This window comes from Caniella muris, assembly GCF_943193035.1.
Classification (GTDB): Bacteria; Actinomycetota; Coriobacteriia; order Coriobacteriales; family Atopobiaceae; genus Granulimonas; species Granulimonas faecalis.
On record NZ_CALPCK010000001.1, the window covers coordinates 226631 to 242846 of the forward strand.

A 16216-nucleotide genomic window follows, 5' to 3' on the forward strand; every position below is an offset into this window, starting at 1 on the left:
ATGGCCAAGAAGCAGAACGAGTCCGTCAAGGACCTCAAGACGGCCCCCATCCCCGAGGGCTCCCATCTTCTCGAGGTGGACGACCTCAAGATGTACTTCCACACCCAGGACGGCGTGGTCAAGGCCGTCGACGGCGTGACCTACACCCTCGACCGCGGCGAGACCCTCGGCGTGGTGGGCGAGTCCGGTTCCGGCAAGTCGGTGACCGCCATGACCATCATGGGCCTCATCGACATGCCCCCGGGACGCATCGAGGGCGGCGACGTGCGCTACCGCGGGCGCTCCCTGCTCGAGATGACCGAGCAGGAGATGCAGTCCATCCGCGGCAACGACATCGCCATGATCTTCCAGGACCCCATGACCTCGCTCAACCCCGTCTACACCATCGGGCGCCAGCTGGGGGAGGGCCTGAGGATCCACCGCGGCTACTCCAAGAAGCAGGCCCTCGACCGGGCCACCGAGCTCCTCGAGATGGTGGGCATCCCCAACGCCGAGCAGCGCGTGAAGGACTACCCGCACCAGTTCTCCGGCGGCATGCGCCAGCGCGCCATGATCGCCATGGCGCTGGCCTGCGACCCCGACATCCTCATCGCCGACGAGCCCACGACGGCCCTGGACGTCACCATCCAGGCCCAGATCATCGAGCTCATGCAGAAGATGCAGGAGCAGAACGGCAACGCCATCATCATGATCACCCACGACCTCGGCGTCGTGGCGGACATCGCCGACAAGATCATGGTCATGTACGCCGGCCGCCCCGTGGAGTTCGGCACCGCCGACGAGATCTTCTACTCGCCGATCCACCCCTACACCTGGGGTCTCATGCGGTCCATCCCCGAGCAGGTGACCGACGAGAAGAAGCCGCTCACGCCCATCAAGGGCAACCCGCCCTCGCTGGTGAACGTGCCCAAGGGCTGCTCCTTCTCGCCGCGGTGCCCCTACGCCACCGACCTCTGCCGCACCGAGAGGCCGCCCCTGTACACCACGCCGTCGGGCCACTACGCGCGGTGCCACTACTGCAACGACCCCGAGTTCGTCGCCAAGAACTCGCCCAAGAACTCCCGCAGCGCCGACGTGGCTGACGGGGCCAAGAACGTCGACGGAAGCGAGGCCTAAGCCATGGCAGACAAGAAGGAGCCCCTGCTCTCCGTTCAGCACCTGACCAAGGAGTTCCCCGTCGACTCCGGGGTCTTCGCCAGCCGCATGGCCAAGAAGGTCTCGGCCGTGCAGGACGTGAGCTTCGACATCTTCCCCGGCGAGACCTTCGGCCTCGTGGGCGAGTCGGGCTGCGGCAAGTCCACCACCGGCCGCTGCATCATGCGCCTCACCCACCCCACGGACGGCCGCGTGATCTTCGACGGCAAGGACGTCGCCTCGATGCACAAGAAGCAGCTCAAGGCCGTCCGCCACGACATGCAGTACATCTTCCAGGACCCCTACGCGTCCCTGAACCCCCGCATGACCATCGGCGAGATCGTGAGCGAGCCGCTGGCCATCCACAACGAGATGGACAGCAACGAGGAGCGCATCGACTACGTCCGCCAGCTCCTCGACATCGTGGGCCTGAACCCCGAGCACATCAACCGCTACCCCCACGAGTTCTCCGGCGGCCAGCGCCAGCGCGTGGGCATCGCCCGCGCCTTCGCCCTGCACCCCAAGCTCATCATCTGCGACGAGCCGGTCTCGGCCCTGGACGTCTCCATCCAGGCCCAGGTGCTCAACCTGCTGGGCGACCTCCAGAAGGAGTACGGCACCGCCTACCTCTTCATCGCCCACGACCTCTCGGTGGTGCAGCACATCTCCGACCGCGTGGCCGTCATGTACCTCGGCAACCTCATGGAGTGGTCTGACTGGCGCACGCTCTACGCCGAGCCGTACCACCCCTACACCCAGGCGCTCCTGTCGGCCGTGCCCGTGCCCGACCCGGACGTGCAGCGCAGCCGCGAGCGCATCATCCTCGCCGGCGACCCGCCCAGCCCCATCGACCCGCCGAGCGGCTGCCGCTTCCACACGCGCTGCCCCATCGCCCAGGAGGTCTGCTCCCGGGAGAAGCCCGAGATGCGCGAGGTGGCGCCCGGCCACCACTGCGCGTGCCACTTCGCCAAGCCGTTCCCTATCCAGGGTTCCTCCATCGAGCTCTAGGACGGGCTCCGGGCATGACGCCTTCGACCGGGCGCCCCGCGGGGCGCCCGGTTTTTGTTTCCCGCCGCATACTTTTCTGCGGCTCCGGGCACAGATAGTGCGACATACAGGGCGACAGTGAGGTTTTGAGACGTGACTTCCACGGATGAGGGGCGCGCCCACGGGGCGCCCATCGCACTTTCACAGGCGGAGGTCGGGCGCACCTACCGCCTCGTCTCCTTCGACGGCCTCCCCGAGGCCACGGCGCGCCGGCTCGAGTCCGTGGGCATGACCTGCGGCACCCAGGTGACCGTCCTCAACAACAAGAGCCGCGGCACCGTGATCGTGCGGGTGCGCGAGACTCGCTGGGCCATGGGCCGCTCCATCAGCGGCGGCATCCTCGTGGAGCCTGCGGCCGGCGCCCCCGCCGACGGCCTCGTCTCCGAGCGGCGTTTCGTGGCCACCGCCGCGAGCTGCGCCATCGGCGCGCCCGGCATGGACTCCGTCTCCGCGGGGGAGAGCGGCTTCGAGGGGGGAGAGGGCCGATGAACGCCTTCGAGGAGCACTTCACCTACGAGCCGGTGGAGTCCGATCCCGGCCCCGAGGTGGGCCACCCGGGCATGACCATCGCCTTCGTGGGCAACCCCAACTGCGGTAAGACCACGCTCTTCAACGCCTACACGGGCTCCAACCTCAAGACCGCCAACTGGCCCGGCGTCACCGTGGAGGGCAAGGAGGGCTCGGCCCGGTTCGAGGGCTACGAGGTGCGTCTCGTGGACCTCCCGGGCACCTACTCCCTCACGAGCTACACCATGGAGGAGGAGGTCGCCCGCAACTACGTGCTCTCCGGCGACGCGGACGTCATCATCGACGTCGTGGACGCCTCGTCCCTCGAGCGCTCCCTCTACCTCACCCTGCAGCTCCTCGCCCTCGGAAAGCCCGTGGTCGTGGCCCTCAACATGATGGATGTCGTGGCCAAGCGCGGCATGGAGATCGACGTCCACCGCCTCTCGGAGACCCTGGGCGCACCCGTCATCCCCGTGAGCGCCCGCAGGCGCGAGGGCCTGCAGCCGCTCCTCCACGCGGCCTACCACCACCGCGGCGTGGCCCACGACCCCATCCAGCACTTCCACCCCGTGGACGACGGCATGGCCGAGAAGCACGCCGAGAACGTCATGGTCTACTCCCGCGACCTCGAGTGGCGCATCGACGCCGTGCAGGCGGCCTTCGAGGGGCGCTACCCCGACGTCGCGAACCCCCGCTGGTATGCGACGAAGCTCCTGGAGGGCGACGTCGCCGTGCGGCGCGACTACCCCATGGACGTCCCCGAGCTCGACGAGGACCTCGAGGAGCGCTTCATCGCCGAGCGCTACGACTTCATCAGCGGCGTGGTGGCCGAGTGCGTGTTCAACCGCGAGCGCCGCGCCGAGGCGACGGACCGCGCCGACCGCGTCCTGACGAGCCGGGTGTGGTCCATCCCCGTCTTCCTCCTCATCATGGCCGCGGTGTTCGGGCTCACGTTCGTCCTCGGCGACGCCGTGAAGGACGTCTTCCAGACGTGGCTCGACCTCTTCAACGGCTGGGTGGCCGACGGCCTCGCGGCCCTCGGCGCCTCCGAGGCGGTGGTGAGCCTCGTGTGCGACGGCGCCATCTCCGGCGTGGGCACCGTGCTCACGTTCCTGCCCAACATCTTCATCCTCTTCTGCGCCCTGGCGTTCCTCGAGGACTCCGGCTACATGAGCCGCGTGGCCTACGTCATGGACGGCATCATGGGCGCCCTCGGGCTCTCCGGCCGCGCGTTCATCCCCATGATCCTGGGCTTCGGCTGCACCGTGCCGGCCATCATGAGCTCGCGCACCCTTGAGAGCATGCGCGACCGGCGCCGGGTCATGCTCGTCACGCCGTTCATGAGCTGCTCGGCGAGGCTCCCCATCTACGTGCTGCTGAGCGGCATGTTCTTCGGGCAGTGGGCCGGCCTCGCTGCCTTCTCCATGTACGTGCTCGGCATCGTCGTGGCGCTCCTCGTGCTGCTGGTGCTCAAGGTCGTGGACCACGCCACCGACGACGAGGGCGGCATGCTCCTCATCGAGCTCCCCGAGTACAAGATGCCGGACGCCTACACCGTGTGGGTGTACGTGAAGGACAAGGTTCTCGACTACCTGGAGCGCGCAGGCACCGTCATCTTCGCGGCGTCCGTGATCATGTGGGTGCTCCTGAACTTCGGGGCCACGGGCTACGTGGGCGAGAACGTGGACGGGTCGTTCGCCGCCGTCGTCGGCCGCGCCATCGCGCCCGCGCTGGCGCCCTTCGGCTCCGGCGACTGGCGCCTCGCCGCGGCGCTCCTCGCCGGCATCTCCGCCAAGGAGGTCGTGGTCTCCAGCCTCTCCGTGCTGTTCGGCGTGAGCGGCACGGCCGTGGGCACGGCGGCCCTCCACGACGCCCTGCTGGGCATCGGGTTCGGCCCGGCCAACGCCCTGGCGTTCATGACGTTCTGCCTGCTCTACGTGCCCTGCATCGCCACGATCGCCACCATCAGGAGCGAGAGCGGCTCGTCGCGCTACGCCCTGTTCGCGGTGGTGTTCCAGCTGGCGGTGGCCTGGGTGGTGGCCTGGCTCGTGTTCCTGGTGGCCGGGCCGCTGCTGGGCTGAGCGGGCCGCAGCCTGTGCGTGGGGGAGGGTCTGTCCGACGGGGGCAGGCCCTCCCTTTCTGTGCCGCCGTCCCGGTAGGCCTCCGGGACGAACGTCCAGGCGGTGTCGACGGACGGGTCGAGCTCCGGCAGCCCCTGCCAGAGGCGCTTGGGCATGAGGTGCACGCGGAGGTCGTAGCCGCGCTGGTCCCTGCCCCGGCCGGGCAGCGACACGGCGTCGTAGAAGCCCTTCCAGAGGGCGCGGACGTAGGCCTCCTCGCGGTGGGTGTCGTCCAGCCTGAGGCACGCCTCGCGCGCCGCCTCGCCGTCGAGGCGCACGAGGGCGAGGCGGCCGGCCTCGTGCAGTACGGCCGAGCCGTGGGCCGGGTCGACGATGCAGAACCGCTCGGTGCCCATGCGGCGGCGGAAGTGCCCGGCCACGAGGGGCACGACGTCCGCCTTGGGGCGGTAGACGGCCAGGTACTCCCCCGTGGACAGGCGCGAGAACCGGATGAACTGGCGCGCGTGCTCGCACTCGCCGGCGGCGGCCGTGGCGAGCTCCTCAGCCCGGGCGATGGCCGGGTCGCTGTTGTGGGTGCCCACGGCCGGCCCCCAGGTGAAGCCGCCGCGGAGGTAGCGGTGCAGGGCCTCCGCCATGTCGGGCTCGTCCACCATGGACGCCACGAGGCTCACGAGGTGCCGCGGGGAGTGCACGTAGCGGGGCAGGCCGCGCCCGGAGGCCATGGGGGCCGTGGCGGCGAGGAAGCCGTCCAGGACCCGTTGGGCCACGGCGGGGTCCGTCCCCACGGCGGCGGTCGTCTCCCCGAGCCGGGGCTGACCGGCGCCCTCCGCCTGCATGCGCACGGCGTCGGGGCGCAGCCGGGCCAGGTAGGCGGCGCCCACGGCCGTGAGCACGCCCTCGGCGCTGGCCTCGCACGAGAGGCAGAGCGGTCCCCGGGCCCCGAGGGCCGCCAGGTCGCGGAGCACCTCCGGGGGCAGGGTGGCCTCAGAACAGGGCGAGCTGCCCCTCGGCGGCGCGGCGGGTGCGGTTGTAGCGGGAGCCTCGGGCATCGGATACCACCTTCTCCCGTATGAGCTCGGGGTCGGCGGGGCTCCGCGGGTCCCTCTTTCCCCCGCAGGTGAGGAAGTGCCGGGCGCGGCGCAGGGTGAGCCGCAGGCGCTCGAGGTCGTCGAACCCCAGGTGGTGGCTCCTGCGGGCGCGGCAGATCTTGCGGGCGCCCTCCGGGCCGATGCCCGGCACCCGCAGGAGCTCCTCCTTGGTGGCCGTGTTGACCTCCACAGGGAACTCGTCGATGTGGGCGAGGGCCCAGGCGAGCTTGGGGTCCACGTCCAGGTCCAGGAAGGGCGCCTCGGGGCTCACGAGCTCGTCCGCCGTGAATCCGTAGAAGCGCATGAGCCAGTCCGCCTGGTAGAGGCGGTGCTCGCGGCGCAGGGGCACAGGCGTCTCGGGGTGGGGGAGCCGGCCGTCCTCCACCACCGGCATGTAGGCGGAGAAGAACACGCGCTTGAGCCCGTAGGTGGTGTAGAGCGAGGAGGACAGCTTGAGGATGCGGTTGTCGTCCTCGGGGGAGGCGCCGACGATGAGCTGGGTGGACTGCCCGGCCGGGGCGAACGGGGCCGGGGCGCCGGGCTTGCGGCCGCCGCGCCTCCGGAGGCCGCCGCGGGCGCCGGGGAGGCCCCTGGGCGCCGGAGGGAGGTCGGGCCTCACCGTCGAGAGGTGCGAGCCGCCGCCCAGGTAGCCGGGGCCCGTGGCGCCGAGGAGGCGCTCCCGCTCCATGGTGTCCCGGATCTGGCGCATGGGGGAGAGCACCGTGCCCGCACGCTTCTCGGGGCAGAGGGCCTCCAGCGACCCCGAGCTGGGGAGCTCGATGTTCACGGAGATGCGGTCGGCCAGCCGCCCCAGGGCGTCGAGGAGCTCGGGGGAGGCGCCGGGGATGGCCTTGGCGTGGATGTAGCCGTTGAAGCGGTGCTCCTCGCGGAGGAGCCGGAGGACCTCGATCATGCGCTCGCACGTGCGGTCGGGGCCGCCGAGCACCCCGGAGCTCAGGAAGAGCCCCTCGATGTAGTTGCGGCGGTAGAAGTCCATGGTGAGCTGCGCGAGCTCCGCCGGCTCGAACGTGGCCGCGGCGTGGGGGTTGGAGCGGCGGTTGACGCAGTAGGCGCAGTCGTAGGAGCAGACGTTGGACATGAGCACCTTGAGCAGGGTCACGCAGCGGCCGTCCGGCGTGAAGCTGTGGCAGCACCCCGCGGCGCTCGCGGCGCCGAGGGACCCCTCCCGCGGCCCGCGGTCCACGCCCGACGACGTGCAGGCCGCGTCGTACTTGGCGGCGTCCGCCAGTATGGTGAGCTTAGAGAGGGTGTCCACGCCGCCTCCTGGTAGAACGGGTGTTCCTTCTCCTCAGTATAGCAGGGGCCAAACGGATGTTCGGCCGCGATCAGAACTCGGCGAACCTCGGCCCGTGCGCCACGCAGAGGTCCCGCCCGCTGGCGAGCTCCGTGACCTTGGTGCGGAACGCCTCCTCCTCGCCGGCGCGGAAGTCGCAGGTGAGCTGCACCTCGTCGGTGAAGATCTGGCCCACCACCTTGCCGCCGGCGTCCTCGGCCATGCGGCGCACCTGGTCGTACCAGGCGTAGGGGATGCAGCAGGCGACGCGGGTCACGGGCCGCATCTCCACCACGAGCCCCTGGGAGCGGGCCTCCTCCACGGCGCCCGCCACGGCGCCGCCGTAGGCGCGCACCAGCCCGCCGGGCCCCAGGAGCGTGCCGCCGAAGTATCGGGTGGTCACCGCGCAGACGTCGGCCAGGCCGGCCCCGCGGAGCGCGTCGAGGGAGGGGAGGCCCGAGGTCCGCTGCGGCTCGCCGTCGTCGCTCGCTCGCTCCTTGCCCGAGGCCAGTACCCAGGCCGGCACGTGGTGGCGGGCGTCGTGGTGGAGGGCGCGCACCTCGTCGACGAACCCCTCGGCCTCGGCCTCCGTCTCCACGTGGCGCAGGGCGGCGATGAAGCGGCTCTTGCGGTCCACGAGCTCGAAGACGGCCTCGGTTCCGGGTTTCAGGGTGAGATAGGTCTTCACGGGGCCCTCCTCGGGGGTGTCGTCGGTCTGGTGCAATGCTATACTGCTTGGTCGCGAAGCGGGCCGGACGGCCGCGCCCCCTCCCGGGGGTGAGGAAAGTCCGGGCTCCACAGGGCAAGATGCCGGCTAACGGCCGGGCGGAGCGATCCGACGGAAAGTGCCGCAGAAAAGAAGACTCCCACTGGCCCGCAAGGGTTAAGGGAAAAGCTGAAACGGTGGTGTAAGAGACCACCAGCACCCCGGCAACGGGGTGGCTTGGTAAACCCCATCCGGAGCAAGCGCAAATAGGAACGCCATGGGTTGGCCCGACCCGCGTTCGGGTTGCGCGCGAGAGAAGGACCGCGGCGACGCGGCCTCGAGATAAATGGTCGTCTATTACAGAACCCGGCTTACAGGCCCGCTTCGCACCTTCTCGCACACAGGCCCGCCGCCCCCACGGGGACGGCGGGCCTTCCAATGGGGCCCGTGCGGGGGGGCTCAGGAGAGGCGGGCCACCTCGGCCTCCAGGGCGTCGACGTCGCCGGTGAAGTGGAAGGCGTGCATGCCGGCCCGCTCGGCGCCCACGCAGTTGACCGCCGTGTCGTCCACGAACAGGCAGCTCGCCGGCTCCACGTCGAACCGCTCGCAGAAGCGCAGGAAGATGATGGGGTCGGGCTTCATCATGTGCTCCTCCGCCGAGACGAGGGCGCCGTCCGCCACGTCGCACAGCGGGATCCTCGGAGCGAACTCCGAGCGGAACCTCGAGCTCACGTTGGACAGGATGTAGACGCCGTAGCCCCGCTCCTTGAGGCGTCGGCCGAGCTCGTTGACCTCGGGGATCACGGCCTGCATGGAGGGGAAGCGCCGGAGGGCCTCGGCCGCCGCGCCGTGGAGGCGCTCCGGCAGGGCGTGGCAGGCCTCCATGAGCACCGTCTCAGGGCCGAACACGCCGGCGTCGGAGAGGGCCCAGGCGCTCCCCTTGAAGAGGGCCTCGAGCACCAGCCCCGCGTCCTCGTCGTTGTCCGTCACGTTGCGGGCGTAGACCTCGGGCTCCCACCTCAGGAGCACCCCGCCCATGTCGAAGACGACGTTCCGCACCGTGCCCGTTCCCTGTGGCGCCATGGCCCCTCCTCGTTCGCTTCCGTGCCTTCGGTCACGGCTCCCAGTGTATCCCCACCGGCCGGGGTCCCCTGCCCGGTGCTACGCTGGATGGGCGAAACCCCGGCTTCGAGAGAGGTATCCCATGGCACACGCACCCGCCGACTCCGTCACCGCCCAGGACCGCGAGGCCTGGCTCGCCCACTTCTCCCGCGAGCGCGCCAACGTCGTGGCCAAGAACGCCGTCACCTCCGTGGGCATCCGCGCCGCCGCCCGGGTCCCCGAGGGCGTGGCCGCCAACGCCATGGGCTTCGACGTCGAGGTCCCCCAGGGCGACCGCTGCGACCAGCAGCGCTCCGGGCGCTGCTGGATGTTCGCGAGCCTCAACACCATGCGCCAGGCCGTCATCGAGCGCCTCGGCCTCAAGACCCTCGAGCTCTCCCAGAGCTACCCGCTCTTCTTCGACAAGCTCGAGAAGGCCAACTGGTTCCTCGTGAACGCGATCGACACCGTCGACGAGCCCCTGGACGGCCGCCTCGTGTCGTACCTGCTCCAGGACCCCGTGGCCGACGGCGGCCAGTGGGACATGTTCCGCTCCATCGTCAAGAAGTACGGCGTGGTGACCAAGGAGGCCATGCCCGAGACCGCCTGCTCCCGCAACACGTCCGAGCTCGACCGCTACCTCACTCGCTACCTGCGCGGCTGCGCCATGCGCCTGCGCCGGGCCCACGCTGAGGGCGCCGACGCCGCCGAGCTTGACGGCCTGCGCCGGACCATGATGGCCGACGTCCACTCCATGCTGGTCACCTGCCTCGGGGAGCCGCCCGCGAGCTTCGAGGTGCGCCTGCGCGACAAGGACGGCAGGCTCGTGCTGCACGGCACCTACACGCCCCACGAGTTCTTCTCCGACGTGGTGCAGATGGACGTCGACGCCCTCGTCTCGTGCATCAGCGCCGAGACCGCCGACAAGCCCCTCATGCACGCCTTCACCGTCGACCGTCTCGGCAACGTCGTGGAGGACGGCGGCGTGCGCTACCTCAACCTCCCCATGTCCCGCCTCAAGGAGCTCGCCGTGGCGCAGCTCCGCGACGGCCGCCCGGTGTGGTTCGGGTGCGACGTGGCCCAGAGCTACGTGCGCGACGAGGGCATCATGTCCTGCGGCGCCCTGCAGGTGGACGAGCTCTTCGGCTTCGCGGTGGAGGGCTGCATGGACCGCGAGGAGCGCCTGGACTACGGCGAGTCCGCCATGACCCACGCCATGGTGCTCGAGGGCGTGCGCCTCGACGCCGAGGGGCGCCCCGAGGTCTGGAAGGTCGAGAACTCCTGGGGCAAGGACCACGGCCGCGAGGGCTTCGACACCATCACCGACGACTGGTTCGACCAGTACGTCTACCAGGTGGTCGTGGACCGTCGCTACCTCACCGACGAGGAGCGCTCCGTCATGGACGGCGCCGAGGCGATCGTGCTCGCGCCCTGGGACCCCATGGGCTCCCTTGCCTGACGCCTTCCGCCTCCGGTCGCCCGACGGCCTCGCCGCCCCTCCGGAGGCCGGGTCCGTCCTGCGCACCCTCGAGGACGCCGGCCACAGCGCGTGGGTCGTGGGCGGCTGGGTGAGGGACTCCCTCCTCGGCCGCCCCGTCCACGACGTCGACGTCGCCACGAGCGCCCGTTGGGAGGACGGCGCCCGCGCCTTGCGCGCGGCCGGCATCCCCGTGGTGGAGACCGGCACGGCCCACGGCACCGTGACGGCCGTCGTGGGGGGCGTGCCCGTGGAGGTGACCACCTACCGCGTGGACGGCGCCTACAGCGACGCCCGCCACCCGGACGCCGTGCGGTTCGTGGACTCCGTGGACGACGACCTCGCCCGCCGGGACCTCACCGTCAACGCCATGGCGTGGCACCCGGAGAGGGGCCTGCGCGACCCGTTCGGGGGCCGCGACGACCTCGCCCGCGGCCTCGTGCGGGCCGTGGGCGACCCGGACGCCCGCATGGCCGAGGACGCCCTCAGGGTGCTCCGGGCCGTGCGGTTCTCGGCGCGGCTCGGCTTCTCGGTGGAGCCGGCCACCCAGGCCGCCGTGGACGCCCACGCCCCGGGCCTCCGGCACGTGAGCCGCGAGCGCATCGGGTCCGAGCTCCGGGCCCTCCTCGCCACCGGCCGCGGGGGAGGGGCGCTCCGCACCCAGCGGCCCGCGCTCTTCTGCGCCGTGCCCGAGCTCGCCGCCATGGACGGGTTCCCCCAGCGCACGCCCTACCACTCCATGGACGTCCTGGGCCACGTGGCCCGCGTCATGGACTACGTCGAGGTCTACACGGGCGGCACGGCCACCGAGCACCTGCGGTGGGCCGCGCTGCTCCACGACGTGGGCAAGCCCGACCGCCTCACCTACGGCCCCGAGGGCAACGCCCACTTCTTCGGCCACCCGGCCCGGAGCCGCGACATCGCGCTGGAGGTCATGGCGCGGCTCGCCGTGCCCCGCGCCGTGGCGGTGCCCGCCCTGGCCCTCGTGCGCCTGCACGACCGGCCCGTCACGGACGACGACCGCTCGGTGACCTCCATCCTCCGCGACCTCGACCGCCTGGCCCCGGCCATGGCGCCGGGCCTCTTCTTCGAGCTCATGGCCCTCAAGCGCGCCGACGCCGCCGGCAAGGCGCCCGCGTACCGCGGCTATGCCGTGGAGGTGGACGCCCTCGAGGCCCGCGGCCGCGCCCTCCTGGCCGCCGGCGTGCCCCTCAGGCCCTCCGACCTCGCGGTATCCGGCGCGGACGTCATGGGTGCGCTCGGCCTGCCCCCCGGCCCCGCCGTGGGCCGGGCGCTCCGCGCGGCCCTCGACGCCGTGCACCGGGGCGAGGTGGGGCCCGGGCGCGACAAGCTGCTCCGTTGGATCGAAGAACATAGGGATGATTCATCCGTTTGCGGAAAACCTTAGACCCTTCACCGAATTCCGGAGAGGGGGTACACTGGCCTTGCACGTGGCGGATCGGATGCCGCCCCTTGCCCTGCGTCGAAAGGTGCTCCATGGGCGAACCCCGTTACACCGCCGCCGAGGCCGATAGGCTGGAGAGGAACCGCACCGCCCTCTGCTCCGTCGTAGGCGGGAGGTCCCGGACGAGGCGCCCCGAGGAGGGTCGCACGCTCGGCCTCGAGCTCGAGCGCATCGTCATCGACCCCGTCACCGGCACCCGCGTGGCCTTCGACGACGTCCTCGGCATCTCCACGCTCCTCGAGCGCTGGCAGCGCTACTTCTCGCCAGACGAGCGCGTCCTCGTGGACGGCAGGCTCTTCGGCTACGCGGGCACGGTCGATGTGGGCTGCGGGCGCTCCGTGGGCATCTCGGTCTCCCTGGAGCCCGGCGGCCAGCTCGAGGCCTCCGTGGGCCCCTCGTCGAGCGTGGTGGACCTCCTCGGCGCCCTCGAGGCCTTCGACGAGCAGTTCCTCGCCATCTGCGATGAGCTCGGCGTGGAGTGGCAGCTCGTGGCCCTGGGTTGCGACCCCGTGACGGCCGACCCCCGGGAGGTGCCGCTCATCCCCAAGGAGCGCTACCGCCTCATGGACGCCTACCTCTCCCGCACGGGCCGCTACGCCCGCGACATGATGCGGCTCTCGGCCTCCACCCAGGTCTCCATCGACTGCGGCGAGGAGGACTCCATGGTGGAGCAGTTCCGCCTGGCCGTGGCCCTGGGCCCCATCCTCTCGTTCCTCTGCGACAACGTGAGCTCCTGGCGCGGCCTCGCCCCCTGCGACACGCCGTCCATGGTGCGCTCGCGCATCTGGGACTCCGTGGACGGCGCCCGCTGCGGCGTCGTGCCCGGAACGTTCGACGGGGACTTCTCGCCGGAGTCCTACGTGGACTGGCTCATGGGCGTGAGGCCCATCCTGTTCACGGACGACCACGGCCTCACCATCTCCACCTGCTCTGCCACCGAGGCCGACATCATGGCCATGCGCGACCTCTCCGAGGGGGAGCTCGCGCACATGCTGTCCATGGTGTTCCCCACGGTGCGCCTCAAGGGCATCGTGGAGATGCGCGACGCCGACTCCATGCCGCCCCGCCTGGCCGCCGCCCTCGCCGCCTTCGTCAAGGGCGTCTTCTACGACGCCGACGCCTTCGGGCGGGCGAGCGCCCTGCTCGTGGACGGCCGCACCGAGGAGGACGTCCGCATGGCCTACTGGCAGCTTCGCACCCTCGGCTGGGAGGCGGAGGTCTACGGCACCCCCATGACCACGCTCGTGCAGCGCCTCATCCAGCTCGCCGAGAACGGCCTCACCGACCACGACGAGCGGCGCATCTTCCACGGCCTCTCGAGCCTGTGGCAGTCGCGGCTCGTCCCCAGGGACCTCTACCTCAAAGGATAGGCCCCGCGCGGGCCCGAGAGATTGGACCAGCCATGGTGTTCGACCGCATCCTGCCCATCGTGCTCCTCGTCGTCGTGGTGGCGGTGGTCTGCGCCTCGGTGGTCGTGGTGAGGCAGCAGCACGTGGCCGTCGTGGAGCGTTTCGGCCGCTTCAACCGTGTGCTGCGGCCGGGCCTCAACCTCCTCATCCCGGTGGTGGAGGCGGCCCACGACGTCTCGCTCATGACCCAGGACCTGCACCTGGACTACGACGCCAAGACCAAGGACAACGTCACCATCGGCCTCGAGGTTGCCATCCAGTACCGGGTGGACCAGGAGCCCTGCGCCGACATCCGGGAGTCCGGCATCTACAAGTCGGTCTACACGCTCGCCGACCCCGTGGGTCAGATCAAGGACTACTTCGCGGACGCCCTGCGCTCTCAGATCCCCACCCGGGACCTCGAGACCGTCTTCTCCGAGAAGGACGCCATCGCGAGCGCCATCGGCGAGGACGTCAAGGAGAAGATGGTGGGCTACGGCTACGCCATCGTGACCACGCTCATCACCTCCATCAAGCTTCCGGCCGACGTCCAGGCGTCCATGAACCGCATCATCACCACGGCCAACGACCGCGTGAGCGCCACCAACGAGGCCGAGGCCGCCAAGGCGCGCTCCGTCATCGCCGCCCAGGCCGACGCCGAGTCCATGAAGATTCAGGGCGAGGGCATCGCCCAGCAGCGTATCGCCATCGCCGAGGGCCTGGCGCGCTCGCTCTCCACCATCCAGGAGTCGGGCCTCTCCAGCAACGAGGCCAACATGCTGCTCATGTTCACCCAGCGCCTGGGCATGCTCGAGAAGTTCGCCGAGAAGGGCTCCTCGACGCTCCTCATCCCCGAGGACCTGGGTTCCACGGACGTCATGGCCCAGGTCATGGCGGCCATCGAGGCCGAGCGCCGGGACGGTGGAAAGGCCTAGGGGCCCCGGGGGTGTCCCTTAAGGGAAACGGCGGCCGGTGCCGGGGGTACACACCCGGCACCGGCCGTTTTGCATACCCGCGAGGAGAGCCCATGGGACAGCGTCCAGAGTCCAGCCCGAGCCCCGTCCGACCGCTCGACGGGAGGGCGCGGCTCGTCGTGGCCCTCATGCTGTTCTCCATGTTCTTCGGCGCGGGCAACCTCATCCTCCCGCCGCTGCTGGGCCTCCAGGCCGGCACGGCCGCCGTGCCGGCCACCGTGGGGTTCCTGGTGTCGGGCATCGGGCTGCCGGTCCTCGCCGTGGTGGCCGTGGCCCTGGCGGGCGACGCCCGGGCGCTCGCCGGCAGGGTCTCGGCGCGCTTCTCGGCCGTGTTCGTGGCCCTGGTCTACCTCTCCATCGGCCCGCTGCTGGCCATCCCGCGCACGAGCTCCACGGCCTTCGAGATGCTCTCGCCGCTCCTGCCCGACGGTTCCGAGGCCGCGTCCCAGCTCGTCTTCTCGGTGGCGTTCTTCTCCGTGGCCTTCGCCATGGCGCTCCGTCCGGGGCGTCTCTCGCGGTTCCTCGGCAAGGCGACGGGCCCGGCCCTCGTGGCCCTCATCGCCGTCCTCGCCGTGGCGAGCCTCGTGGACCCGCTGGGCGTGCCGGGGCCCGTGCAGGCGGCGTACGCGGCGTCTCCCGCCGTGGACGGCTTCGTGACCGGCTACCAGACCATGGACCTCCTGGCGGCCATGACCTTCGGCCTCGTGGTCGCCGAGAACCTGGGGTCCCTCGGCGTGGCCGACAGGGGCGACCAGGCCCGCGAGGTCTCCCTGGCGGGCCTCGGCGCCGGCGCCCTCATGGCGGTCATCTACTGCGCGTTCTCGTTCCTCGGGGCCACCATGGGCACCGTGGCGCCCGGCGCGTCCAACGGCGCCGAGGTGCTCACGGCCGCGGCCTACGGGCACTTCGGCACTGCCGGCGTGGCCCTCGTGGCCGCCATCTTCCTGCTCGCGTGCCTCAACGTCTGCGTGGGCCTCGTGAGCTGCTGCGGCACGTACTTCTTCGAGACCTACGGGGCCGGCGCCCCGGAGCCCGGCGCCCACCGCCTGGGACGCGTGCCCTATGTGGCGTGGGCGGCCGCGTTCGCCGGGTTCTCCTGCGTGGTGTCCAACGTGGGGCTCACCCAGATTCTCGCGCTCTCCGTGCCCCTGCTCGAGGCGCTCTACCCGCCGGCCATCGTGCTCGTGCTCATGGCCTTCGGCGCCGGTGCGTTCGACCGGCGGCCGTGGTGCTGGCCGGCGGCCGTGGGGTGCGCCGCGGTGCTGGGCGTGGCCCAGGCCGCATGTGGGGCCCTGGCCCCCGGCATGCCCACCGTGCTCGACTGGCTGCCCCTGGCCGGCGTGGGCCTGGGGTGGGTGGTCCCCACGGCCGTGGTCCTCGGCGCCACGTGGCTGCTGTCGCCGAGGCTGCCGGCGCGGAGGTAGGGGAGCGGGCCGGTGACGGGCCCCCATCCGGCCTCCTGAGCCGCGGAAACGGATCGGCGGCAAATTCGTCGCGATTGTGGGTTGCACGGCCCGGGGCATTGCGTTAATGTAACTACTCGCGCCGAGCAATCGGCGCACAGGGATATTGGGATGTCGTCTAACGGCAGGACAGCGGATTCTGGTTCCGTCAATGGGAGTTCGATTCTCTCCATCCCAGCCATCCCCTACGGCCCGTTCGTCTAGCGGTTCAGGACGCCGCCCTCTCAAGGCGGAGATCACCAGTTCGAATCTGGTACGGGCTACCACGCACCACGGGCCGCTCCGGCGGCCCTCACATATGGCCCGTTCGTCTAGCGGTTCAGGACGCCGCCCTCTCAAGGCGGAGATCACCAGTTCGAATCTGGTACGGGCTACCAAACGTGACCGCGGGTCCCTCTGGGGCCCGCGTTTTTGTCTCGCGGCAGGTCGCCCATGCCTGCCGCCCCGCTGGCCCCGCTTTTCCCGTGGAGCGCACGGCACAGCGTCAGGGC

The 16216-nt window shown here is 70.9% G+C and carries 13 protein-coding genes, 3 tRNA genes and 1 other RNA gene; 13 read left to right on the forward strand and 4 right to left on the reverse strand.

Annotated features, from left to right (window positions below):
• From NFR49_RS00960 to feoB, 4 genes are all read left to right on the forward strand, one after another.
• On the forward strand, positions 1–1116 hold the full coding sequence (locus tag NFR49_RS00960) for an ABC transporter ATP-binding protein (RefSeq protein ID WP_251157838.1): 1116 nt from the start codon (positions 1–3) through the stop codon (positions 1114–1116).
• Positions 1117–1119: 3 nt separating this feature from the next.
• The gene (locus NFR49_RS00965) at positions 1120–2142 is read left to right on the forward strand and encodes an ABC transporter ATP-binding protein (RefSeq protein ID WP_251157839.1); all 1023 of its coding nucleotides are present in this window, start codon (positions 1120–1122) and stop codon (positions 2140–2142) included.
• 132 nt (positions 2143–2274) lie between these two features.
• Complete coding sequence (locus NFR49_RS00970) at positions 2275–2670, forward strand: FeoA family protein (protein WP_251157840.1); 396 nt, start codon at positions 2275–2277, stop codon at positions 2668–2670.
• Positions 2667–4769: a ferrous iron transport protein B gene (gene feoB, locus NFR49_RS00975; protein ID WP_251157841.1), complete on the forward strand. Its 2103-nt coding sequence runs from the start codon at positions 2667–2669 to the stop codon at positions 4767–4769. Before NFR49_RS00970 ends, feoB begins: the two co-directional genes overlap by 4 nt.
• Here feoB and NFR49_RS00980 read toward each other — a convergent pair.
• The 3 genes from NFR49_RS00980 to NFR49_RS00990 form a co-directional block, all read right to left on the reverse strand.
• Entirely contained in the window at positions 4679–5818 is a 1140-nt protein-coding gene (locus NFR49_RS00980) for a TIGR03915 family putative DNA repair protein (RefSeq protein WP_251157842.1), read from the reverse strand. The genes feoB and NFR49_RS00980 overlap by 91 nt on opposite strands.
• Positions 5754–7133, reverse strand: a complete 1380-nt coding sequence (locus NFR49_RS00985; protein WP_251157843.1) for a putative DNA modification/repair radical SAM protein — start codon at positions 7131–7133, stop codon at positions 5754–5756. Before NFR49_RS00985 ends, NFR49_RS00980 begins: the two co-directional genes overlap by 65 nt.
• Before the next feature lie 70 nt (positions 7134–7203).
• Positions 7204–7839: an IMPACT family protein gene (locus NFR49_RS00990; RefSeq protein ID WP_251157844.1), complete on the reverse strand. Its 636-nt coding sequence runs from the start codon at positions 7837–7839 to the stop codon at positions 7204–7206.
• A 55-nt stretch (positions 7840–7894) separates the two neighbouring features.
• Between NFR49_RS00990 and rnpB the strand changes: the two genes are divergently transcribed.
• Positions 7895–8247: RNase P RNA component class A (gene rnpB, locus NFR49_RS00995), an RNA gene on the forward strand.
• A 69-nt stretch (positions 8248–8316) separates the two neighbouring features.
• Here the strand turns inward: rnpB and NFR49_RS01000 are convergent.
• On the reverse strand, positions 8317–8940 hold the full coding sequence (locus NFR49_RS01000; RefSeq protein WP_251157845.1) for an HAD family hydrolase: 624 nt from the start codon (positions 8938–8940) through the stop codon (positions 8317–8319).
• A 121-nt stretch (positions 8941–9061) separates the two neighbouring features.
• Here NFR49_RS01000 and NFR49_RS01005 point away from each other — a divergent pair, with 121 nt between their 5' ends.
• From NFR49_RS01005 to NFR49_RS01040, 8 genes are all read left to right on the forward strand, one after another.
• Positions 9062–10417: a C1 family peptidase gene (locus NFR49_RS01005; protein WP_251157846.1), complete on the forward strand. Its 1356-nt coding sequence runs from the start codon at positions 9062–9064 to the stop codon at positions 10415–10417.
• Positions 10410–11843 carry a CCA tRNA nucleotidyltransferase gene (locus NFR49_RS01010; RefSeq protein WP_251157847.1) on the forward strand — a complete coding sequence of 478 codons (1434 nt, stop codon included), beginning with the start codon at positions 10410–10412 and terminating at the stop codon, positions 11841–11843. Before NFR49_RS01005 ends, NFR49_RS01010 begins: the two co-directional genes overlap by 8 nt.
• An 89-nt stretch (positions 11844–11932) precedes the next feature.
• A complete protein-coding gene (locus NFR49_RS01015; protein WP_251157848.1) occupies positions 11933–13270 on the forward strand; it encodes a glutamate-cysteine ligase family protein in 1338 nt (445 codons plus the stop codon).
• A gap of 32 nt (positions 13271–13302) precedes the next feature.
• Complete coding sequence (locus NFR49_RS01020) at positions 13303–14223, forward strand: SPFH domain-containing protein (protein ID WP_251157849.1); 921 nt, start codon at positions 13303–13305, stop codon at positions 14221–14223.
• Positions 14224–14315: 92 nt separating this feature from the next.
• Entirely contained in the window at positions 14316–15686 is a 1371-nt protein-coding gene (brnQ, locus tag NFR49_RS01025) for a branched-chain amino acid transport system II carrier protein (protein WP_251157850.1), read from the forward strand.
• A gap of 146 nt (positions 15687–15832) precedes the next feature.
• Positions 15833–15906: transfer RNA gene (locus NFR49_RS01030), tRNA-Gln, on the forward strand.
• A gap of 8 nt (positions 15907–15914) precedes the next feature.
• A tRNA-Glu gene (locus tag NFR49_RS01035) sits at positions 15915–15991 on the forward strand.
• Positions 15992–16025: 34 nt separating this feature from the next.
• Positions 16026–16102 (forward strand) — tRNA-Glu (locus tag NFR49_RS01040).
• Positions 16103–16216: the final 114 nt, after the last annotated feature.

What these genes read in the sequence shown, in the direction of transcription:
- NFR49_RS01000 (WP_251157845.1), bottom strand. Translation starts at nt 8,940, where the DNA reads ATGGCGCCACAGGGAACGGGCACGGTGCGGAACGTCGTCTTCGACATG.
- NFR49_RS01020 (WP_251157849.1), top strand. Translation starts at nt 13,303, where the DNA reads ATGGTGTTCGACCGCATCCTGCCCATCGTGCTCCTCGTCGTCGTGGTG.
- brnQ (WP_251157850.1), top strand. Translation starts at nt 14,316, where the DNA reads ATGGGACAGCGTCCAGAGTCCAGCCCGAGCCCCGTCCGACCGCTCGAC.
- NFR49_RS00980 (WP_251157842.1), bottom strand. Translation starts at nt 5,818, where the DNA reads ATGCCCGAGGCTCCCGCTACAACCGCACCCGCCGCGCCGCCGAGGGGC.
- NFR49_RS00960 (WP_251157838.1), top strand. Translation starts at nt 1, where the DNA reads ATGGCCAAGAAGCAGAACGAGTCCGTCAAGGACCTCAAGACGGCCCCC.
- NFR49_RS01015 (WP_251157848.1), top strand. Translation starts at nt 11,933, where the DNA reads ATGGGCGAACCCCGTTACACCGCCGCCGAGGCCGATAGGCTGGAGAGG.
- NFR49_RS01005 (WP_251157846.1), top strand. Translation starts at nt 9,062, where the DNA reads ATGGCACACGCACCCGCCGACTCCGTCACCGCCCAGGACCGCGAGGCC.
- NFR49_RS00965 (WP_251157839.1), top strand. Translation starts at nt 1,120, where the DNA reads ATGGCAGACAAGAAGGAGCCCCTGCTCTCCGTTCAGCACCTGACCAAG.
- feoB (WP_251157841.1), top strand. Translation starts at nt 2,667, where the DNA reads ATGAACGCCTTCGAGGAGCACTTCACCTACGAGCCGGTGGAGTCCGAT.